This window comes from Pseudomonas entomophila L48 (assembly GCF_000026105.1).
Taxonomy (GTDB): Bacteria; Pseudomonadota; Gammaproteobacteria; order Pseudomonadales; family Pseudomonadaceae; genus Aquipseudomonas; species Aquipseudomonas entomophila.
Genome location: NC_008027.1, coordinates 1,640,114 through 1,659,995 on the forward strand (window position 1 = coordinate 1,640,114; position 19,882 = coordinate 1,659,995).

At 63.8% G+C, this 19,882-nt stretch carries 18 protein-coding genes; 8 read left to right on the plus strand and 10 right to left on the minus strand.

Features of this window, described 5'->3' with window-relative positions; all coding sequences use genetic code 11:
* The first annotated feature begins 55 nt into the window (after nt 1-55).
* Together PSEEN_RS07290 and PSEEN_RS07295 are read left to right on the plus strand one after the other, a co-directional pair.
* Complete coding sequence (locus tag PSEEN_RS07290; RefSeq protein ID WP_011532848.1) at nt 56-811, plus strand: spermidine synthase; 756 nt, start codon at nt 56-58, stop codon at nt 809-811.
* A 354-nt stretch (nt 812-1,165) separates the two neighbouring features.
* On the plus strand, nt 1,166-2,854 hold the full coding sequence (locus PSEEN_RS07295) for a DEAD/DEAH box helicase (RefSeq protein WP_011532849.1): 1,689 nt from the start codon (nt 1,166-1,168) through the stop codon (nt 2,852-2,854).
* Between the two features lie 201 nt (nt 2,855-3,055).
* On the opposite strand, the gene PSEEN_RS25775 is transcribed toward PSEEN_RS07295, so the two are convergent.
* The gene (locus PSEEN_RS25775) at nt 3,056-4,690 is read right to left on the minus strand and encodes a lipase family protein (RefSeq protein WP_231845297.1); all 1,635 of its coding nucleotides are present in this window, start codon (nt 4,688-4,690) and stop codon (nt 3,056-3,058) included.
* Nucleotides 4,691-4,721: 31 nt separating this feature from the next.
* Here PSEEN_RS25775 and PSEEN_RS26990 point away from each other — a divergent pair, with 31 nt between their 5' ends.
* Nucleotides 4,722-4,949, plus strand: coding sequence for a hypothetical protein (locus PSEEN_RS26990; protein ID WP_231845298.1), 228 nt, complete (start codon nt 4,722-4,724; stop codon nt 4,947-4,949).
* A 288-nt stretch (nt 4,950-5,237) separates the two neighbouring features.
* Here PSEEN_RS26990 and PSEEN_RS07310 read toward each other — a convergent pair whose 3' ends face one another.
* The 5 genes from PSEEN_RS07310 to PSEEN_RS07330 all read right to left on the minus strand — a co-directional run bounded on the left by PSEEN_RS07310 (nt 5,238) and on the right by PSEEN_RS07330 (nt 10,628).
* Complete coding sequence (locus tag PSEEN_RS07310; RefSeq protein WP_011532850.1) at nt 5,238-6,011, minus strand: hypothetical protein; 774 nt, start codon at nt 6,009-6,011, stop codon at nt 5,238-5,240.
* 70 nt (nt 6,012-6,081) lie between these two features.
* Entirely contained in the window at nt 6,082-6,855 is a 774-nt protein-coding gene (locus PSEEN_RS07315; protein WP_011532851.1) for a hypothetical protein, read from the minus strand.
* Between the two features lie 14 nt (nt 6,856-6,869).
* Entirely contained in the window at nt 6,870-7,691 is an 822-nt protein-coding gene (locus PSEEN_RS07320) for a DUF4123 domain-containing protein (RefSeq protein WP_011532852.1), read from the minus strand.
* Complete coding sequence (tssI, locus tag PSEEN_RS07325) at nt 7,688-9,742, minus strand: type VI secretion system tip protein TssI/VgrG (protein ID WP_011532853.1); 2,055 nt, start codon at nt 9,740-9,742, stop codon at nt 7,688-7,690. Before tssI ends, PSEEN_RS07320 begins: the two co-directional genes overlap by 4 nt.
* A gap of 133 nt (nt 9,743-9,875) precedes the next feature.
* Nucleotides 9,876-10,628: a DODA-type extradiol aromatic ring-opening family dioxygenase gene (locus PSEEN_RS07330; RefSeq protein WP_011532854.1), complete on the minus strand. Its 753-nt coding sequence runs from the start codon at nt 10,626-10,628 to the stop codon at nt 9,876-9,878.
* A gap of 100 nt (nt 10,629-10,728) precedes the next feature.
* Between PSEEN_RS07330 and PSEEN_RS07335 the strand changes: the two genes are divergently transcribed.
* A complete protein-coding gene (locus PSEEN_RS07335; RefSeq protein ID WP_011532855.1) occupies nt 10,729-11,379 on the plus strand; it encodes a thiopurine S-methyltransferase in 651 nt (216 codons plus the stop codon).
* Between the two features lie 139 nt (nt 11,380-11,518).
* Here the strand turns inward: PSEEN_RS07335 and htpX are convergent, their stop codons facing one another.
* Together htpX and PSEEN_RS07345 are read right to left on the minus strand one after the other, a co-directional pair.
* Nucleotides 11,519-12,406 carry a protease HtpX gene (gene htpX / locus PSEEN_RS07340; RefSeq protein ID WP_011532856.1) on the minus strand — a complete coding sequence of 296 codons (888 nt, stop codon included), beginning with the start codon at nt 12,404-12,406 and terminating at the stop codon, nt 11,519-11,521.
* Between the two features lie 364 nt (nt 12,407-12,770).
* Complete coding sequence (locus PSEEN_RS07345; RefSeq protein WP_011532857.1) at nt 12,771-13,982, minus strand: pyridoxal phosphate-dependent aminotransferase; 1,212 nt, start codon at nt 13,980-13,982, stop codon at nt 12,771-12,773.
* A 164-nt stretch (nt 13,983-14,146) separates the two neighbouring features.
* Between PSEEN_RS07345 and msrB the strand changes: the two genes are divergently transcribed.
* A complete protein-coding gene (msrB, locus tag PSEEN_RS07350) occupies nt 14,147-14,542 on the plus strand; it encodes a peptide-methionine (R)-S-oxide reductase MsrB (protein ID WP_011532858.1) in 396 nt (131 codons plus the stop codon).
* A gap of 12 nt (nt 14,543-14,554) precedes the next feature.
* On the plus strand, nt 14,555-15,043 hold the full coding sequence (locus tag PSEEN_RS07355) for a glutathione peroxidase (protein WP_011532859.1): 489 nt from the start codon (nt 14,555-14,557) through the stop codon (nt 15,041-15,043).
* Here PSEEN_RS07355 and PSEEN_RS07360 read toward each other — a convergent pair.
* On the minus strand, nt 15,033-17,387 hold the full coding sequence (locus PSEEN_RS07360) for a hybrid sensor histidine kinase/response regulator (RefSeq protein ID WP_011532860.1): 2,355 nt from the start codon (nt 17,385-17,387) through the stop codon (nt 15,033-15,035). The genes PSEEN_RS07355 and PSEEN_RS07360 overlap by 11 nt on opposite strands.
* Nucleotides 17,388-17,558: 171 nt before the next feature.
* Here PSEEN_RS07360 and PSEEN_RS07365 point away from each other — a divergent pair, with 171 nt between their 5' ends.
* Nucleotides 17,559-18,446: an ATP-binding protein gene (locus PSEEN_RS07365; protein ID WP_011532861.1), complete on the plus strand. Its 888-nt coding sequence runs from the start codon at nt 17,559-17,561 to the stop codon at nt 18,444-18,446.
* Nucleotides 18,447-18,929 carry a GAF domain-containing protein gene (locus PSEEN_RS07370; RefSeq protein ID WP_011532862.1) on the plus strand — a complete coding sequence of 161 codons (483 nt, stop codon included), beginning with the start codon at nt 18,447-18,449 and terminating at the stop codon, nt 18,927-18,929.
* Nucleotides 18,930-19,053: 124 nt separating this feature from the next.
* Here the strand turns inward: PSEEN_RS07370 and PSEEN_RS07375 are convergent, their stop codons facing one another.
* Entirely contained in the window at nt 19,054-19,821 is a 768-nt protein-coding gene (locus PSEEN_RS07375; protein ID WP_011532863.1) for a hypothetical protein, read from the minus strand.
* Nucleotides 19,822-19,882 lie beyond the last annotated feature (61 nt).

A 19,882-nucleotide genomic window follows, 5' to 3' on the forward strand; every position in this document is an offset into this window, starting at 1 on the left:
GTTGCACCACCGGCATTGGCGGACAATACGCGTTTTGCGCGGGCAGGTGGTAGGGATGGCGATGGAGCGAGAAGAGCGGTTGCTGGCCCGGGTCGAAGATGCCTTTGGCGTGATCAGCGTGTACGAGGTGGAGGATTACCGTTTCCTCGAGTTCGGTGACGCCATCGAGCAGAGCTGCACCTTCGTCGCCGACCCGAGCTGGCTGGAGTACGACTACACCCGCGCAATGCTGGTCGGCGCGCTGTGCCATGAGCAGCCCGAGAGCGCGCTGTTCCTGGGGCTGGGTGCCGGCACACTGACGCAAGCCTGCCTGAAGTTCCTGCCGCTGGAGGACGTCGAGGCCATTGAACTGCGCCCGGACGTGCCACGCCTGGCCATGGAGTACATGGGGCTGGACGACGACCCGCGCCTTTACGTGCGGGTGGGCGATGCCATCGAGCTGTTGCCCACGGCAGAGAAGACCGACCTGCTGTTCGTCGACCTGTATACCGACACCGGGCCTGGGGTCGGGCACCTGGCCTGGGGCTTCCTGGAGAACTGCCAGAAGCAGCTCAACCCCGGTGGCTGGCTGGTGATCAACCAGTGGGCAGGGGATGATGGCCGGCCATTGGGGGCGGCGTTGTTGCGTGGCCTGTATCACCGGCACTACTGGGAGCTGCCGGTGAAGGAGGGTAACGTGATCCTGCTGGTGCCGGCCGATCTCGATCAAACGCTGGATGTCGACGGGCTGCGGGCCCGGGCCGAAGCGTTGGCACCGCGGTTGGGGTATTCGCTGGAGTACCTGATCAAAGAGGTTCGCCCGGCGACCTGAGTCGCGCGTTCCCCTTGTAGGAGCCGGCTTGCCGGCGAACAGCGGTGGAACGATTCAGCGCCTCAGAAAGGGTGGCCACCTAATGGCCCTTTTGCTCGAAATATTTCTCACGGTTTTCACCAGATTCGGGTATAGTACGCGCCGGTCTTTTAGCGGACCTCAAAATCAGGTGGTGCAAATCCTCCGAATCCAGCTTCGGCTGCGCGTCCGCTAGGCGGACCTTCCCAAGACGTTCCTATTTCAATCGTTTTCGCAAATCCCCGCCGCCAAAGCTGCCTGGGTGACCGTTTGGTCTTTCAAGGCATGTGCAGCTTTGGAGCATGGGTCTTTGCGGATGCACCTAGAGGCAGACCCATGACCCAGGAAACCGGCGGATTCGCCGCTCTCGAACTCAATCCGAACATCGTTGCTGCCGTCCTGGCCACCGGCTATGAAGAGCCGTCGGCCATTCAGCAACAGTCGATCCCGATCATCCTCGCCGGTCATGACATGATCGGCCAGGCGCAGACTGGCACCGGCAAGACCGCTGCCTTCGCCCTGCCGATCCTCAACAAGATCGACGTGAGCAAGCGCGAACCGCAAGCCCTGATCCTGGCGCCAACCCGTGAGTTGGCGCTGCAAGTAGCCACCGCTTTCGAAACCTACGCCAAGCAGATGCCGGGCGTTAACGTGGTGGCCGTGTACGGTGGTGCCCCGATGGGCCCACAACTGCGTGCCATTCGCAATGGCGCGCAGATCGTCGTCGCCACCCCGGGCCGCCTGTGCGACCACCTGCGTCGTGACGAGAAAGTCCTGTCCACCGTGCAGTACCTGGTACTGGACGAAGCCGACGAAATGCTCAAGCTGGGCTTCATGGACGACCTCGAAGTGATCTTCGACGCCATCCCCGCCTCGCGCCAGACCGTGCTGTTCTCCGCCACCCTGCCGTCGTCGATCCGTTCGATCGCCGAACGTCACCTGCGCGAGCCCAAGCACGTCAAGATCCAGAGCAAGACGCAAACCGTCACCGCGATCGACCAGGCCCACCTGATGGTCCACGCCGACCAGAAGATCCCGGCCGTGCTGCGCCTGCTGGAAGTGGAAGAGTTCGACGCGCTGATCGCCTTCGTGCGTACCAAGCAAGCCACCCTGGACCTGGCCGCCGCGCTGGAAGCCAAGGGCTACAAGGCTGCCGCGCTGAACGGCGACATCGCCCAGAACCAGCGTGAGCGCGTGATCGACTCGCTCAAGGATGGCCGCCTGGACATCGTCGTCGCCACCGACGTCGCCGCCCGTGGCCTGGACGTACCGCGCATCACCCACGTGTTCAACGTCGACATGCCGTACGACCCGGAGTCCTACGTGCACCGTATCGGCCGTACCGGCCGTGCCGGTCGCGAAGGCCGTGCGCTGCTGCTGGTCACCCCGCGTGAGCGCCGCATGCTGCAGGTCATCGAGCGCGTCACCGGGCAGAAGGTCGCCGAAGCGCGCCTGCCGAACGCCCAGGCCGTGCTGGATGCCCGCATCAAGAAGCTGACCAACAGCCTGGCGCCGCTGGTAGCCGAAGCGGAAGCCACCCATGGCGAGCTGTTCGACCGCCTGACCGCTGCCCTGGGTTGCAGCCCGCGCGCACTGTCCGCCGCCCTGCTGCGCAAGGCCACCAATGGCCAGGCGCTGGACCTCGCTACCGTCGAGCGCGAGCAGCCGCTGGTACCGACCTACACCCCGCGCGAGCGCAGCGGTGAGCGTACTGAGCGTGGTGAGCGCAGCGACCGTGGCGACCGTGGTGACCGCGAGCGTCGCGCGCCGATGCCGCTGGCCGAAGGCCGCGTGCGTTGCCGTACCGCCCTGGGTGCCCGTGACGGCATCGCCGCCAAGAACCTGCTGGGCGCGATCCTCAACGAGGGTGGCCTGGCCCGCGACGCCATCGGCCGCATCCAGGTGCGTGACAGCTTCAGCCTGATCGAGCTGCCGGAAGATGGCCTGGAGCGTCTGCTGACCAAGCTCAAGGACACCCGCGTGGCCGGCAAGCAGCTGAAGCTGCGTCGCTACCGCGAGGATTGATCCTGGCGCTGCAATGAAAAAATCCCCGGCCTTGGTCGGGGATTTTTTTTGGCTTGGCGGGTGATCGTCTTGGGGTTTGAGGTGGTGCGCAGATCGAGCGCCGCCGGCGCGGCGCTCGATCTCGAACGCGCTGTAAATCTTGTGACAAGCCCATGCCTACCAAAAAATCCACGCCCCTGCAGCTTCACGAAGCGCCATCTTTCAGATGAGGTCCAGAGGGTCGTCCAGGCTGGCGAGGATCTGTTCGTAAGTCACCACTTCGATGTCCGGCAGCTTTGGCTTGATCTCGGTCGGGGCCTGGGCCAGCAGTTCCAGGCGCTGGTTCCTCGGGTGCGCCTGCCAGCGGGCCAGGGCCTCTGCGAGTTGCGGCTGGCCAGCCAGGGAGCCGTACACGTCCTTTTCGCTGATGGGCCTGTGGCGCAAGGTGGCCATGCGCTGGCGGGTGGCCTGGATCTGCTCCATCTCGTGGCTGAGCATGCCGAGTTCGAGGGCCCGGCGCGCCGGCTGGGTGCGCAGGAGGGTGGCGTGGCGTTTGGCGAACTGTGCCCTGATCGCCTCCAGGGTTTCGTCGATCAACGTGAGTTCGCGCAGGGTCACCGCCGGGGTCTGGCTGCCCAGGGCCTGCTGGTAGCGGCGCAAGGTCGCCCAGCAGCCGGGGACATAGCTGGCGACCATGGTGTGGTCGCCAGCCCCAAGCATCTGGCCAAGCAAGGCCCGCTCCGGAAGCCCGTTCTCGGTGTTCAGCACGCGGTTGCACAAGCCGCGCTCGGTGATGGCCTGGCAACCGGGCGACCAGAGGATCGCCGAGCGCTCGCCACCGACGAAATGCACCGGCATGAAATGCCAAAGCTTGCCGTGGTGCTCGTATTGCTCGCCATCACGGTTCACCAGCCCTGCCTGCAGCATGTCGAGGCCGAACGGTGCGCGGGCCAGGGTGGCGAGCAGGCCGGCCTTGAGCACGTCCCAGCGGGTGTTCAGCCAGGGCGGTGGAAGGCTGGGCACCGGGTCGTTGGCGAAGACGACCCGGTGGTGGACCAGGTCGGCGGCGCCATTCATGAAGGAGGTGTCGCCGGCGCGTGGGGCGCCGTAGGTGTAGAGCTGGAGGGTGAGGCCGGGGGTAGAGCGGCGTAGCATTTCGGCGAGCAGCAATGCTACGGCGCCGCCGAGGCTATGGCCGCAGATGAACAGTTGTTGGGATTGGTGAAACCTGCGGAGGTAGAGGGTGGCGAATTGGTAGGCCTTCTGGGCCGATTCGTAGAAGCCCCGATGCACTTGCCCATTGCCCTCTTTGAAAGGCACTTGCATTGCATCGACATCGCGTATGACGTCTTCGGGAATTTCGCTGGTGCCGCGAATGGCGATCACCATCACTTCGGCATTGTGGGTGATGAACGCCTGGGTATCGGTGGCGTCGCTGTCGCCTCTGTCGTCAAGGAAATGGATGTTGGCGGGGTTCTCCTGATCTTTTCCCAATGCCGGGTCGTTGGCAGCGTATAGCCCGGGATCGAAAGGCACGATCTCCCAACGTTCGGAATAAGGGACCTCTTCGTACAGTGGGAAGCACTCCTGCTGCTGGGAGGCATCCACGCGCCAGATTTCCTTGGAACTGGCCAGGGCTTCGCCAAACCAGTTACCCATGGTTGGCACATGGGGGAAGCTGACTGTGGGCGCTAGCACGGGATGCTCGGCCGGTTCCTGGCCGAAGGGGTTGTAGCTGAGTGTTGCCATCAAGGCCAACTGGTACAGGTTCAGTGCACAGAATGCAGGGTCGAACGACAGCATCGGTCTGAGTGCCCGCAGCGGGCGCACCTCCAGTACGGTGTGCTTGCCTGGCATCAGCCCGACGCCGTATCGGCCATGTTCCTCCATGAGCACATTGATGGCTTTTTGGGGGGGGGAAGGCGCGTGCGGACAGGGGCGGGAGATGACTGTTATGGCGGACGAGCTCTCGGACTTCCACTTGATAGAAGTGGTCAGCGTGGGCTTGGGCTGGATTGCTGGTGGTTCTGGAGGCATCACGATTCAGGTGGCGGGTGTTCTCGGCGCGTACCTGAAGCTCGGTTATTTTCAAAGGATAGTCTTCACGCGTCCTTAAGGTTGTATGAATTTTGCTCTTTTCAGAAAATTCGTTTGTAAAAAGCAACGAGACTGGACCGATAAAGTGGTTATGTGCTTCGCCTTTGCCATTGGCATCTAAATAGCCACTATATTGCTCGCCTTCAATGTCGAATATTTCAAAAAATATGCCGGCATAAGGCGTGCCATCCCCATTCTCGTCAACCAGCTGAAAGCTTGTCTGCTCTCCCCGGGTAGGGCAGGTCAGCATTATGCTATTTAAGGGTGAAAGTAATTCCTCACTCAACTTGTTGCCTGTACTCATTGGTTACTCCTTGCAACCTGGGTAGATAGTGCAAAGCCTTCCATCGGGCATGATGAATTCGCTGAAGTCTGTGTGGTTGCCCCAACAGTAAGCATGTAGATCTGCCATTCCCTCGCCTAGACATCGCTTCCAACCATTGGGGAACTCTATCCAAGTATCTTTGAAGTAGGGGCGTTCGGTGTCCGCTAGACGTAAATTCATTCTGATTATTTTGCCGGGTAATTGATCCAGCGTGTAAGCGGCAAAAGGCTTGCCGCGGCCTTTCTCTCCGCGTTCATTATCTTTTTTGCAAGAAAGAATTTTTTGAATTATTCGGTCTGCACTGGCTGTGCGAAATAACCATTGGCATACCCCGTAAAAGGTATCCTCATTGTCGGATTGAAGTGTGCGTCGGTATTTGTCTTCCAGGGTTACATACGTGCCAATGTTGGCTGAATCGCCGTCTTGTTGGTAAAATTTATCGCCATAGTTGGCGATAATATTGATTTTGATCCTGTCCAGTATCATCTCGCAGCCTTTGATTACTTTGCGGATTTCAACAATGGCTACCGGGTTGTACGGTACGTCTCGCTTCCGATTGAACGACGGCATGCTCCGGCGCCAATCGGTCACGGCGCAGTCTTTTCCCGGCTCGGGTACATACACCGTCGAGGCGGTATAGGAAAAATTTGGGGGGAGTTCGCCGATCAATGTGAAGGTATTGGACGGCTTGTCGGTGCATCCGGCCATTAGTGTGATGCCTGCACACATGAAACTTTTGATTGCAGTGTTTTTCATCATTACCCCTGTGCTGAAGTCAAGATTTGCCTAAGCAAACGATGCATATGGGTCTGGCTGTGCTCATTGATTACTCCTTGCAGCCTGGATAAATAGTGCAATGCCTTCCGTCGGGCATAATGAATTCACTGAAATCTGTGTGATTTCCTCGACAGTAACCACTCAAGTCATGCATACCTTTCCCTAGGCATCGCTTCCAGCCGTTGGGGAACTCCACCCAGGTGTCTTTGAAATAGGGGCGCTCGGTGTCCGCTAGTCGTAAATTCATTCTTATTGTTTTGCCGGGTAGTTGATCCAGCGTGTAGGCTGCAAAAGGCTTGCCGCGGCCTTTCTCTCCGCGCTCATTATCTTTCTTGCAATCAAGAACTTTTACAATATGTCGCTCCGCACTGGTTGTGCGGAACCGCCATTGGCATACCCCATAAAAGATATCTTCGGTGTCGGATTGCAGTGTGCGTCGGTATTTGTCTTCCAGTGTTACATACGTACCGATGTTGGCCGAGTCGCCGTCTTGTTGGTAGGATTTATCGCCATATTTGGCGATAATATCGATCTTTATCCTGTCCAGTATCATCTGGCAGCCTTTGATGACTTTGCGGATTTCAACAATGGCTACCGGGTTGTATGGTACGTCGCGCTTCCGATTGAACGATGGCATGCTCCGACGCCAATCGGTCACGGCGCAGTCTTTTCCCGGCTCGGGCACATACACCGTCGAGGCGGTATAGGAAAAGTTGGGGGGAAGTTCGCCAATCAATGTGAAGGTGTTGGGTACCTTGTCGGTGTCTCCGGCCATTAGCGTGATGCCCACCCACATGAAACCTTTGATTGCAGCGCTGTTCATCTTTGCCTCTGTCCTCAAATCAACGTATGCCGACGCAAACGGTCCACGTGGGCCTGGGGCGATTCGCCGAAGAGCGGCGCGCATTCCCGGGGCAGTTCGAAGCCGGGCGAACGAAGGCTGAGCACCAGCAGGAACTCGATCTGCGCCGGCGCGTGCCACCCCCAGTCCTGCGCACGCTGCAACTGCCGGTGCAGCCAGGCACGGGGCGGTTGCCGCTCGGTCAGGGCCAGGTACGCCGGCAAGTGGTGGCTGTAGAGGTAGCGATGGGCATTGGCCCGGGCCACCGGGCCCGTGACATTTGGCGCGGGCAGTTGCAGCCAGGCGGGCTCGCTTGGCAGTGGATGGGCGCCCGGCGCGGGGTTGTCCAGCGTCGCCCAGGCCTGCCCTTGCCAGTAACACACACTGATGGCCTGCCCGAGGTAGGCCGGCAACGTCGCCCGGGCCGCGGCCAGGCCACGGGCCAGCACGCGGTTGTCGTGGAAGCGGTACAGCGCCCGCTGTGGCGGCTCGCCGACCAGCAAGCGTGCGCGCCAGTGCTCGACCCAGGCGGGCAGGTCGCCCGGCGCCAGGCTGGCCAGCCAGCCCCAGTGATCGTCCGGCAGCTCCAGCAGCGGCTGGATCAGCCGGACCTCGGCCTCGCCGACCAGGAAGCAGGCTGGCCCATGGAGCGCGAGGTAGGCGGCGTCGGTCTGCTGGTACAGCACCTGGCGACGGTCGGGGGGCAAGCTGCCCATCAGCGTCTGGCGCGCCTCGACATGGGCATCCAGCACCAGGGCGATATCGCGGCCCTGGGCGCGCTGGCGGGTTATCCACTGCCAGGGGGAGATCGCGCTCATCGGCCACCTCCCGCCGGCAGGCACAGGCCGTCGCGGCAGCTTTCGCACAGCGGGCAGTAGTCGCTGGCGGTGGCCTGGCTGGTGCTCAATAGTGTCCGTTGCCAGGCGGATACGGGGGCCGACAGTGCCACCGGCGCAGTTTGCCCGGCCTGCTGCCCCGGCAGTGCCGGCGCAGTCGGCAGGCCGGTGACAGGCGCCCCGCCGATCTGCAGCGGGCTGCTGGCGAAGATCCCGTTGGCGTTGATCAGCAGGTGCTGGCCCGCGACTTTCAAGCTGATGCTGTTGCCGCCCTCCACCAGCACCTCGCCATCGGCGCTCACCTGTACCCGCTGGCCGGCGTGCTGCAGCAGCACCGTGCCGACGCGGGTCTGGCTGGCCTGCTCGACGGTCAGGTGGTCATCGCTGCGCAGCAGTACCTTGCGTGCCCCGCTGACCGTGCGTTGGTCCTCGTCTTCCAGCGTGACCTGGCTGGTGCCCTTGATCAGCGCATGGCGCTGGCGGCCGATGTACAGGTAGCTGTCCTGCTCGATGCGTTCCTCCAGGTCGCGCTGGGCGCGCAGGTAGACCAGTTCCTGGCCGGCGCGGTCGTCCATGGACAGCTCGTTGTAGCCGCCGCCACCGCCCAGGCTGCGGCTGCGCAGCACGGTGCGGCTGTTGTAGTCGGGCAGGGGATAGGGCGGCAGGTGCAGGCTGTCGGGCAGGCAGCCGCTGATCACCGGCTGGTCGGGGTCGTCGTCGAGGAAACTGACCAGCACGGCCATGCCGACCCGCGGCACGGTCAGCGCGCCGTGGCGGTCGCCCGCCCAGCCCGAGGCGACCCGCAACCAGCAACTGCTGTGCTCGTCGCCACGGCCTTCGCGGTCCCAGTGGAACTGCACCTTGACCCGGCCGAAGGCGTCGCAGTACACCTCCTCGCCCTGGGGGCCGGTCACCCGGGCTTCCTGGCTGGCCGGCACGCGGGGCTTGGCGTGGCTCAGGGGCGGGCGGTAGATCGTGTCCCATGGCATGGCGGTGAAGGTGTTGCCGTAGTGCGCGGTGGCGTCGGCGCTGGCGTTCTCTTCCAGTACCTGCGATTGCTGCCCTTGGTGCGCCACGCTGGTCAGCAGCCACAGCTGGTTGCACGCCGCCTGCGGGTGGCCGGTCAGGTTCACCAGGTGCCCGCTGACCAGGCCCGGCTCGTCGCTGGCCCCCTCGGCCGTGCACTGCCGGGCGCGGCAGCGTTCCAGGGTGCGCTGGGCCAGGGCGCGGCCACGACCCTGGTCGACCGTTTGCAGCAGGCCGCCGGGGTAGGTGTAGTGTTCCCGGGCGGGTGTGTCGCCGGCCCGGCTGGTGTAGGCCAGGGCGGTGGCGCTCTTGCGAAAGTCGTGGTCGCGCAGCTCGACCCGCTCGACGCTGGATTCGAACGCCAGGGAGAAGGCGCTGGCCACGGCGGTATCGGCGTTGAGGCCGTTTTCCGGGACGAAGGCCAGTGGCCGCGGCAGGTGGGGGAAGTGCATCTGGTGATCGCTGAACACCACCCGATGGCCATCGGGGGCGTGTTCGAAGCGATAGTGGATGCCGTCTTCCTGGCATAGCCGTTCGATGAAGGCCAGGTCGCTCTCACCGTACTGCACGCAATAGTCGCGGGGCGGGAAGGGCGCCTCGAGGCGGAACTGGCAGGCATCGGCGAGGATGCCGTGTTCCTTGAACACCAGGGCGACGATCTGCGCCACCGTGCGCTGCTGGAAGATCCGGTGGTTGTGGCGCAGTTCCAGGCGCGCCATGCGCGGCACCAGCCTGAGGTGGTAGTGGGTCAGGCGCTGGCCGACCTTGCCCAGGCGTGCACGCGCCAGCATACCGTGCACACCTCGGCCCTGATCGTCGAAGGCGAGGAATGCCGGCTGGTCGAGCAGCGTCTGCAGCGCCAGGCTGGTGCTCTCGCTGACCAGCTCGATATCGAACCCGTACAGGGTGCTGATGCCTTCGGCGCCGCTGAAGGCGAGCACCTGCGCGTCACGGGGCAGGGCGTCGGCGAACAGGCGCAGACGCTCCGCAGGGGGGAGGGTGAACATTCGATGTCCTTGTCGAGGCGGCAAAGGCCGAACGCTAACAGTGACAATCGAGGAGGTGTTGTAGGACCCGTCTGATGCGGTGGAAGGCTAGATCTCTGTTGTGCGTGGGGCGTGCCTAGGTGCCCTGCATGGCTCAGTCGAACCGGTAGATATCCATGCCCAACGCCCCCAGGGTGAAGCCTTGGTGAACGATGCCGAACCGTGCGCCGGCGCCCATGGCGAAGTACAGCGGCAGCAGGTGCTCGTCACTGGGGTGATTGCGCACGGCGGATGGCGCCTGTCGGCGATAGTCCACCAGCGCATCCTCGTCCCCTGCTTGCAGCCGCGCCACCACCCAGTCGCGAAACGCCAGCGCCCAGGGCTCGACCGCATCCGGCCCGGCATGCCAGTCCAGCTCGCCCAGGTTGTGGGTGATGCTGCCCGAACCGATCAACAGGATGCCTTCCTCGCGCAGCGCCGACAGCGCCCGGCCGACCTTCAGCTGCAGGGCGGGGCCGGCCTGGCTGGGCAGTGACACCTGGATGACCGGGATGTCGGCCTGTGGATACATCAGCGACAGCGGCACCCAGGCGCCGTGGTCGAATGGCCGCTGCGCATCCAGCCGCGCACCCAGGCGCTCGGCGACCTGCCGGGCCAGTTCCGGCGCGCCGGGCGCCGGGTACTGCACGGCGTACAGGGCCGGCGGGAAACCATGGAAGTCGTGCCAGGTTTGTGGCTGTGGGTTGCTCATTACCAGCAGCTCGCGGCTCTCCCAATGCGCCGACACCACCACGATCGCCTTCGGGCGCGGCAGGTCGCGGGCCAGGCCAGCCAGGGCCGGGCCGCTGGCGCCGGGTTGCAGGGCGAGCATGGGGGATCCGTGGGAGATGAACAGGCTGGGCAGCATGGCGGAGTCCTGGCAGGTAAGATGGCCCATCTTCGGTCAGCCAACGATCGAGATCCAATATAAGTTTTTACGGTTACCTATCGAAAAACCGGGAGGAATCATGGAGCCAGCGTTCTGGCACAAGCGGTGGGCGGACAACCAGATCGGCTTTCACCAACTCCAGGTGAACCCGTACCTGCAGGCGCACTGGCCGGCGTTGGGGCTGGCCCCCGGCGCGCGGGTGCTGGTGCCGTTGTGCGGCAAGAGCCTGGACATGCTCTGGCTGGCCGCGCAGGGGTATCGGGTGTTGGGCGTGGAGTTGTCGCGGCGCGCCGTGGAGGATTTCTTCACCGAGCATGGGCTGCCGGCGCAGGTGACGCAGCACGGCGCGTTCGAGGCCTGGCGCAGCGATGAGGTGGAGATCTGGTGTGGGGATGTGTTTGCCTTGCGTGCCGAGGATCTTGCCGATTGCGCGGGGGTGTATGACCGGGCGGCCTTGATTGCGCTGCCGCCTGAGATGCGCGAGCGCTACATGGCGTTGCTGGGCGCGAAGTTGCCGACGGCGTGTCGCGGGGTGCTGGTGACCCTGGATTACGACCAGGCGTTGATTGACGGGCCGCCGTTCTCGGTGCCGGATGCCGAAGTGCGTGCAGGGTTTTCCGGGTGGCAGGTCGACGAGGTCGAGGGCCTGGAGATTCTCGAGGATAGCCCGAAGTTCATCAAGGCTGGGGTGTCGAGCCTGGTCGAGCGGGCCTACCGCCTGACTCGGTAGGAGCCGGCCTTGCCGGCGAACACCGGCAAGGCCGGTGCCAGGCACCGCGTCGCCTGCTTCGCCGGCAAAGCCGGCCCCTACAGGGGGATCGCAAACAAGAAAGGGCGACCGAAGTCGCCCTTTCTTGTTGCTGCCGGGATCAACCGCGACGGCGCAGGGCGTCGATGCGGTCTTCCAGCGGCGGGTGGCTCATCAGCAGGCCGGCCAGGCCGTGCTTGAGGCCGCCGTTGATGCCGAAGGCCTTCATGGTGTCGGGCATGTGCACCGGCAGGCCCTGTTCGGAGCGCAGGCGCTGCAGGGCGCCGATCATCGCGCCGGTGCCGGCCAGGTGGGCGCCGGCTTCGTCGGCGCGGAACTCGCGGCGGCGCGAGTACCACATGACGATGATGCTGGCGAGGATGCCCAGCACCAGCTCGGCGACGATGGTCGCGACGAAGTAGGCGATGCCGTGGCCTTCTTCGTTCTTGAAGATCACCCGGTCGACGAAGTTGCCGATGATGCGGGCGAAGAACATCACGAAGGTGTTCACCACGCCCTGCACCAGCGCCATGGTGACCATGTCGCCATTGGCCACGTGGCCGATCTCGTGGGCCAGCACCGCGCGCACCTCGTCGGGCGAGAAGCGCTCGAGCAGGCCTTGCGATACCGCTACCAGGGCGTCGTTGCGGTTCCAGCCGGTGGCGAAGGCGTTGGCCTCATAAGCCGGGAAGATACCCACCTCGGGCATCTTGATGCCGGCTTCGCGGGACAGCTCCTCGACGGTCTGCAGCAGCCACTGCTCGTGGCGGGTGCGAGGCTGGGTGATGATCTGGGTGCCGGTGGTCATCTTCGCCATCCACTTGGAGATGAACAGCGAGACCAGCGAGCCAGCGAAACCGAACACGGCGCAGAAGACCAGCAGCTGGCCGAGGTTGAGGTCAACCCCGTTGGCTGCCATGAACCCGTTGAAGCCGAACAGGCTCAGGGTAATGCTTGCAACCAGCACCACCGCGAGGTTGGTGGCTACAAACAACAGAATGCGCATCATGGTTGTCACGTTCTCCTGACGGATGAGTTTGTTGCGTACTGCGGGGTATATAAGGGGGAGGGCGCGGCGATTCAACCGGGCGACTATTTCAAACTGTGTACGGCGGAGTATGGCAGAGGATGCTGGGGGTGCCGTGGGATAGAGCGTTGCAGGATGTAAGGAAGTTTGCCGTGGGTGTGGCAGCGCGTGTGAGATTGAGCGCCGCTTGTGCGGCGCATCGCGGATGAATCCGCTCCTACAGGCCAGGTGGCGTTGCCATCAACGCGGACACGGCACGTTGCAACCGATGTAGGAGCGGATTCATCCGCGACGCGCCGCGTGGGCGGCGCTCGATTGCCGCGCCACCCCAACTATCAAGCCGAACCTACTGCGAATAGGTGCGCAGGAAATTGCCGATACGCCCGATCGCCTGCTCCAGGTCATCCACCCGCGGCAGCGTCACCACGCGGAAGTGGTCCGGCCACGGCCAGTTGAACGCGGTGCCCTGGACGATCAGCAGTTTCTCCGACAGCAGCAGGTCGAGGACGAACTTCTCGTCGTTGTGGATCGGGCAGACCTTCGGGTCGATCTTCGGGAACGCGTACAGCGCGCCCATGGGCTTGACGCAGCTCACGCCCGGGATCGAGTTGAGCAGCTCGTAGGTGCGGTTGCGCTGCTCGAGCAGGCGCCCCGGCGGCAGCACCAGGTCGTTGATGCTCTGGTAACCCCCCAGCGCGGTCTGGATCGCGTGCTGGGCCGGCACGTTGGCGCACAGGCGCATGTTGGCCAGCATGTCGATGCCTTCGATGTAGCTCTGGGCGTGGTGCTTGGGCCCGGAGATGATCAGCCAGCCGGAGCGGAAACCGGCCACGCGGTACGACTTGGACAGGCCGTTGAAGGTCAGGCACAGCAGGTCCGGGGCCAGCGACGCGGTGCTGATGTGCACGGCCTCGTCGTAGAGGATCTTGTCGTAGATCTCGTCGGAGAACACCACCAGGTTGTGCTGGCGCGCCAGCTCCAGCATGCCCAGCAGCAGCTCCTTCGAGTACACGGCGCCGGTCGGGTTGTTCGGGTTGATGATCACCAGGGCCTTGGTGTTCGGGGTGATCTTGGCCTTGATGTCGTCAAGGTCAGGGAACCAGTCGGCCTGCTCGTCGCACAGGTAGTGCACCGGCTTGCCGCCGGCCAGGCTCACCGCGGCGGTCCACAGCGGGTAGTCGGGGGCCGGGATCAGCACTTCGTCGCCGTTGTTGAGCAGGGCCTGCATGGACATGACGATCAGCTCGGACACGCCGTTGCCCAGGTAGATATCCTCGATGCCGACGCCTTCGATCTGCTTCTGCTGGCAGTACTGCATCACCGCCTTGCGCGCGCTGAACAGGCCTTTCGAATCGCTGTAGCCCTGGGCGGTGGGCAGGTTGCGGATCACGTCCTGCAGGATCTCGTCCGGCGCCTCGAAGCCAAACGGCGCCGGGTTGCCGATGTTCAGCTTGAGGATGCGGTGGCCTTCCTCTTCCAGGCGCTTGGCGTGCTTGAGCACTGGGCCGCGAATGTCGTAGCAGACATTGGCGAGCTTGTTCGATTTGCTGAACTGCATGATGTGATCCTGGTTGGACAAGGCGCGGCGCGCCGCCGGCAATGGTTTGAAAAGGGCGAGGCGCATGCCAGACTGGCTGGCTGGGAAAGCCAACTAATATACGTTCCACCCGCGCCATAAATAAAGACGGTGCGAGGTGAAATTCAGCCTGCCGAGGTCCATTCATGCAAAAGATCGACAAGACACTGGAAGAGTGGCGCGCCATGCTCGACCCCGCCCAGTACCAGGTGTGCCGCCTGAAGGGCACCGAGCGGCCGTTCAGCGGCAAGTACAACAGTGAACGCCGCGATGGCGTCTACCATTGCATCTGCTGCGACCTGCCGCTGTTCGACTCGAAGGCCAAGTTCGACTCCGGTTGCGGTTGGCCGAGCTTCTACGAACCCATCGAGGAGGCCGCGATGATCGAGATCCGCGACACCTCCCACGGCATGATCCGCACCGAAGTCACCTGCGCGCAATGCGATGCCCACCTGGGCCACGTATTCCCCGACGGCCCGCCACCGACCGGCCTGCGCTACTGCATCAACTCGGTATGCCTGGACCTCAAACCCCGCGATTGAAGGAGCAAACGCATGGCCGATGCACTGCTGGACATTCCCTGCGTCACCCTTTCCGGTGAGCAGAAAGTACTGGGCGACTACGCCGGCAAGGCGTTGCTGGTGGTCAACACCGCCAGCCAGTGCGGCTTCACCCCGCAGTACAAGGGGCTGGAGCGCCTGTGGCAGGACTACGGCCAGCGTGGCCTGGTGGTGCTGGGCTTCCCTTGCAACCAGTTCGGCAAGCAGGAGCCGGGCGATGCGAAGGAGATCGCGCAGTTCTGCGAGCTCAATTTCGGCGTGAGCTTCCCGCTGTTTCGCAAGATCGAGGTCAACGGCCCCGGCGCCCACCCGCTGTTCGTCGAGCTCAAGCGGCGCGCGCCGGGCGTGCTGGGTACGCAGAAGATCAAGTGGAATTTCACCAAGTTCCTGGTCGATCCTGCTAGCGGCAAGGTCACCCGTTTCGGCTCGACCACCAAGCCCGAGGCGCTGAAGTCGTCCATCGAGGCACTGCTCAACCGCTGACTGGCGCCCAGTGATCGATCAGCGCCAGTAACTCCTCGCGGCGGAACGGCTTGGCCAGGTAGTCGTTCATGCCCGCGGCGCGGCAGCGCTCGCGTTCCTCGGGCATGGCGTTGGCGGTCAGCGCAACGATCGGCAATTCCGGCCAACGCCCGCTCTGGCGGATGCGCCGGCTGGCTTCGTAGCCATCCATCACCGGCATGTTGCAGTCCATCAGCACCAGGTCGAAGGTTTCCTGCTCCAGCAATTCCAAGGCTTCGGCCCCGTGGGCGGCGACCTGCACCTGGCAGCCGAGCTTGGCGAGCATGCCCTTGGCCACCAGCTGGTTCACCGGGTTGTCCTCTACCAGCAGGATGCGCGCCCGGCGCTCCCTGGACGCGGGCACTTCGTGCGGCAGCGGCGCGTTGGGTTCGCCTTGCAAGGTGCGGCGCAGTGTCTGGTACAGCGCATTGCGCGCCAGCGGCCGGGCCAGCTGGTGCAGCGGCGCCAGCTGGGTGGCCTGTTCGCTGGGCAGGAAGTTGCCGTAGGCCGTTATCAGCAGGATCGGCGCCTGGATCGCCGGGCGCAGGTCGAGCATATGGTCGAGGTCGTCGGTGATCAGCAGGTCCACGGGTTGGCCCGCCAGCTGCGCGGCGCCGTCGAAGCGCGCATAGTCCAGGCCCCAGCGCGGCAGCAGTTCCTGCAGCAGTTCGGCCAGGCCGCTGCCAGGCTTGCCCAGGGCGACGATGCGCCCGGCCAGCGGTGCCGGCGGGATGGCCTCGGTATGGGCGGGCAGGGGTAGCTCGGCGCTGAAACGGCTGCCAAAGCCGGTTTCGGACTGGATGTTCAGGTGCCCCTGCATGGCTTTGCACAGGTTGCGGGTAAGGGCCAATCCGAGGCCGGTGCCGCCGTACTGGCGGGTGATGCCGGCGCCGGCCTGGGTGAAGGGTTGGAAGATCCGCGCCTGGGCCTCTTCGGGGATGCCGATGCCGGTGTCGCTGACTTCCAGGCGCACGCCGCCGACGATGCTGGTCAGGCGCACATCGACGCGGCCGAAGCGGGTGAACTTGAGCGCGTTGGACAGCAGGTTGCTGACGATCTGCCGCACCCGGGTCGGGTCGCCCAGCACCGTGCTGGGGAAGTCCGGGGCGATCAGGCAGGTCAGCTCGACGCTGGGCGCGGCGTTCTGCGACAGCAGGTTGGCGGTGTCCTCGACCATCGCCCCGAGGTCGAACGGAATGCGCTCGAGCTCCAGCTGGCCGGCGTCGAACTTCGACAGGTCGAGGATATCGTTGAGCAGTTCCACCAGCACCTTGCCCGAGTCGTGGGCGATCGACAGCTGCTGGCGTTGCTCGGCGGCCAAGCCGCTGTCCAGGGTCAGGGCGATCATGCCCAGCATGCCGTTGAGCGGGGTGCGGATCTCGTGGCTCATGTTGGCCAGGAAGGCAGCGCGCGCCTGGGCCATGTCCAGGGCGCGGCGGCGGGCTTCCTCCAGCTCCTGGTTGGACTGGCTCAGGCGGCTGTTGCTGGCCTTGAGCTCATTGGTGCGGGCCGAGACGATGTCTTCCAGTTCGTTGAGGTACTGCGTGAGGCGGTTTTCCGCGGTGCGCCGTTGCTGGATCTCGGTGGCCATGCTGACGAACTGCTGGTTGGCGACCCGCACCAGCACGCCGATCTCATCGTTCTCGTGGCCGTTGGGGCAATCGACGCGGGTTTGCCGGGGCGTGCGCGAATCATTGCCGCTCAAGGCGCCGATCACCGTGACCAGGGGTTTGGTCAGCATCAGGTAGAACAGCGCGAGCAGGATGCCAGTGAGCACCAGGCTGCGGGCGAAGCCGTTGACCAGGGTGACACCGGCACGGTCGAGGAAGCGCCCGCCAAACGCGTAGGTGTCGACATCGAGGTAGAGCGTGCCGAGGTACTCATCGGGCATATGGGTGAGAAACAGGCGGTCCTGGAACTGGCGCTGGTCACCGAACAGGAAGTCCGACAGCGGCCGGTAGCGGCTCTCCAGGCGCGGGCGCTGCGCGTCGGCCAGCACGGTCTCGTTGTTGTCGATCAGCCGCGCGCGGATCAGCGCAGGCGACTTGATCAAGCCGCCGGTGAGCTCCTGGGCCAGTTCGCTGTCGATGTTGTAGGCGATGCGCGAGGCCGTGTCGTGGCTGATCTTCAGCAGCGCCTGAATTTCACGGTTGATGGACGCGTCTTCGCTGGCATAATCGATGCCGATCTGGATGAGACTGAGCAATGTTCCCAGGATGAAGCCGACCAGGACTGTCAACCGGGCTTGCTTGTATGACAGGCGATTGGTGAACTTGATATCCATGGGTCCCAAGCCGGTTACTTGCTCCGTGCGCTGCGCAAGCATAGCCGATCAGCCCTGGCTGCTGGCGGGTCTGTCTGTTCATTTCAGTTGATTGCCGTTGTGGGCGGTTCGCCGGCAAGCCGGCTCCTACGCATTCTTGTAGGAGCCGGCTTGCCGGCGAACCAAGCGCACAGCGGCCCTTCAGAGAAACTGAAATCCTTGCTAGGAGCCTCCATGGACGCCCGCCTCAACGCTTTTCTTGACCGCGCCGAGTCCGTTCTCGCGCGCCTCGAACCCCTGCTGCCGGCCCCCCGCCCGGACATCGACTGGTCCCGCACCCTCGCCGCCCGCTGGCAGCGTGACGGCCGCAGCGGCTACCTGCTGCCGCTGGAGGTCAGCCTCGACATCCGCCTGTCCGACCTGATCGGCGTCGACAAGCAGCGCGACCAGCTGGGCCGCAACACCCACCAGTTCATCAACGGCATGCCCGCCAATCACGCCCTGCTGTGGGGCTCGCGCGGCACCGGTAAATCGTCGCTGGTGCGCGCGCTGCTTGCCGAGCATGCCGGTGAGGGCCTGCGCCTGATCGAGATCGAGCGCGACCACCTGGCCGACCTGCCGCGGGTGGTCGAGCAACTGCAAAAGCTCGAGCAGCGCTTCATCCTGTTCTGCGACGACCTGTCGTTCGAGGCCGGGGAGGGTGACTATCGCGTGCTCAAGAGCGTGCTCGACGGCTCGCTCGAACAGGCCCCCGACAATGTGCTGCTGTACGCCACCTCCAACCGCCGCCACCTGGTGCCGGAGAAGCAGAGCGACAACGAGAACTGGAAGATGGTCGACGGCGAGCTGCACCCCAATGAAGCGGTGGAGGACAAGATCGCGTTGTCCGACCGTTTCGGCCTGTGGCTGTCGTTCTATCCGTTCTCCCAGGAGCACTTCCTTGATGTGGTCGAGCACTGGATCGGCCAGTTGGCGCGCCCGGCCGGGTTGCGCTGGCAGCGCACCGAAGAACTCGACATCCTCGCCGTGCGCTGGGCCACCGGCCGCGGCAACCGTAATGGCCGTTGTGCCTATCAGTTCGCCCGCTACTGGGTCGGGCTGCAATTGCTGGAGCAGAAATAAATGATCGACCTCAACGCCAGTGGCCAGGGCCTCGATGGCTACGACCTGCTGGCCGCGCAAGTACAGGCGCTGTTTGCCGACGAGCGCGACTTCATCGCCAATGCCGCACAGTTCTCGGCCTTTCTGTACAACCAGGTGGACGACCTGAACTGGGCGGGCTTCTATATCAACCGCAGCGAAGAGCTGGTACTTGGCCCGTTCCAGGGCCAGGTGGCGTGCGTACGCATTCCCTTCAGCCGGGGCGTGTGCGGCGCCGCGGCGGCCACTCGCACAACCCAGCGGGTCGAGGATGTGCACGCGTTTCCCGGGCATATCGCCTGTGACAGCGCGTCCAACAGCGAGCTGGTGATTCCGTTGGTAAAGGCGGGCAGGCTGATCGGCGTGCTCGACCTGGACAGCCCGAAGCTGGCGCGCTTCAGCGAAGCCGACCAGGCCGGGCTGGAGCGGTTGGCGGCGATCTTCCTGGAGTTGACCGACTGCTGAAATGAAGAAGGGGCCTGCGAAGGCCCCTTTCTTTTTTTGTATGGCCCTGTTCGCCGGCAAGCCGGCTCCTACAGATATCGTGTAGGAGCCGGCTTGCCGGCGAACAGGGCTTAACTCCGATCAATCAATCGTAGATGACCTTCTTCTTCCAGGTCTCGTCCTCGTCGGTCTTGAGCCCCTGGGTCAGCGCGTTCTGTTCATCCGCCGCCGGCTCCATCTTGTCCAGCACCTGGGCGTTGGCCCGGGCCAGCAGTTTCTCCAGATAAGTGAGCTGCTCTTCATATTGCTTCGGCTCAGGCTGCTTGCGCAGATACTGCACGCCACGCTCGAACGCCAGGCGCGCCTGGCCCGGCTGGTTCTGTTGCAGCGCCTGTTGCCCGAGGTTGTTGAAGAACTCGATGTGCAACATCACCAGGATGTGGCGGATCTCCTTCACCCAGTACTTGCCTTCGTTACTGGCCAGGAAGCCCTCTTGAGTAGCCCGCACGATCTGGTTGTGCATCAGTTCCAGCAGAAAGCGCACATCTTTGGCCTTGACCTCGGTCTGGATAGGCGAGGGCGGGTTGCGCACCGGGATCTTGTCGCCCAGGGCGATCAATCCCTCGATCTCGGCAATGCGCGCCTTCAGCTCGCTGCTGTGCTTGTCCAGGGCCAGCTGGCGCTGGTTGAGGTTCAGCTCCAGGCGGGTGAGCAGCAGTTTCAGCGCCGGGGTCATGAACTGGCCGGGGAAGGTTTCGGTGATCTCGCCACAGCGGCGCAGGCGGTCGGCCAGCTCGACCTTCAGGCGCGCCCGCTCGAGCTTGCCGTTTTCGACCACATTGTTGAGGTAGCCGATCACGATCAGCAGCGCGATACCCGCAACGATAAGCAGGGTGATCAGAAGTGGTGTCACCGTTAACGCCTCATGAAGAAGTTTTGCATCATTGAGTGTAGTAAGTTCGCCGGGGAGCGAA

What these genes read in the sequence shown, in the direction of transcription:
- PSEEN_RS07330 (WP_011532854.1), bottom strand. Translation starts at nt 10,628, where the DNA reads ATGCTGCCCAGCCTGTTCATCTCCCACGGATCCCCCATGCTCGCCCTG.
- PSEEN_RS07345 (WP_011532857.1), bottom strand. Translation starts at nt 13,982, where the DNA reads ATGCAGTTCAGCAAATCGAACAAGCTCGCCAATGTCTGCTACGACATT.
- PSEEN_RS26990 (WP_231845298.1), top strand. Translation starts at nt 4,722, where the DNA reads ATGAGCACATTGATGGCTTTTTGGGGGGGGGAAGGCGCGTGCGGACAG.
- htpX (WP_011532856.1), bottom strand. Translation starts at nt 12,406, where the DNA reads ATGATGCGCATTCTGTTGTTTGTAGCCACCAACCTCGCGGTGGTGCTG.
- PSEEN_RS07315 (WP_011532851.1), bottom strand. Translation starts at nt 6,855, where the DNA reads ATGAACAGCGCTGCAATCAAAGGTTTCATGTGGGTGGGCATCACGCTA.
- PSEEN_RS07370 (WP_011532862.1), top strand. Translation starts at nt 18,447, where the DNA reads ATGATCGACCTCAACGCCAGTGGCCAGGGCCTCGATGGCTACGACCTG.
- PSEEN_RS07295 (WP_011532849.1), top strand. Translation starts at nt 1,166, where the DNA reads ATGACCCAGGAAACCGGCGGATTCGCCGCTCTCGAACTCAATCCGAAC.
- PSEEN_RS07335 (WP_011532855.1), top strand. Translation starts at nt 10,729, where the DNA reads ATGGAGCCAGCGTTCTGGCACAAGCGGTGGGCGGACAACCAGATCGGC.
- tssI (WP_011532853.1), bottom strand. Translation starts at nt 9,742, where the DNA reads ATGTTCACCCTCCCCCCTGCGGAGCGTCTGCGCCTGTTCGCCGACGCC.
- PSEEN_RS07355 (WP_011532859.1), top strand. Translation starts at nt 14,555, where the DNA reads ATGGCCGATGCACTGCTGGACATTCCCTGCGTCACCCTTTCCGGTGAG.
- PSEEN_RS07320 (WP_011532852.1), bottom strand. Translation starts at nt 7,691, where the DNA reads ATGAGCGCGATCTCCCCCTGGCAGTGGATAACCCGCCAGCGCGCCCAG.
- PSEEN_RS25775 (WP_231845297.1), bottom strand. Translation starts at nt 4,690, where the DNA reads ATGCCAGGCAAGCACACCGTACTGGAGGTGCGCCCGCTGCGGGCACTC.
- PSEEN_RS07310 (WP_011532850.1), bottom strand. Translation starts at nt 6,011, where the DNA reads ATGAAAAACACTGCAATCAAAAGTTTCATGTGTGCAGGCATCACACTA.
- PSEEN_RS07365 (WP_011532861.1), top strand. Translation starts at nt 17,559, where the DNA reads ATGGACGCCCGCCTCAACGCTTTTCTTGACCGCGCCGAGTCCGTTCTC.
- PSEEN_RS07290 (WP_011532848.1), top strand. Translation starts at nt 56, where the DNA reads ATGGCGATGGAGCGAGAAGAGCGGTTGCTGGCCCGGGTCGAAGATGCC.
- msrB (WP_011532858.1), top strand. Translation starts at nt 14,147, where the DNA reads ATGCAAAAGATCGACAAGACACTGGAAGAGTGGCGCGCCATGCTCGAC.
- PSEEN_RS07360 (WP_011532860.1), bottom strand. Translation starts at nt 17,387, where the DNA reads ATGCTTGCGCAGCGCACGGAGCAAGTAACCGGCTTGGGACCCATGGAT.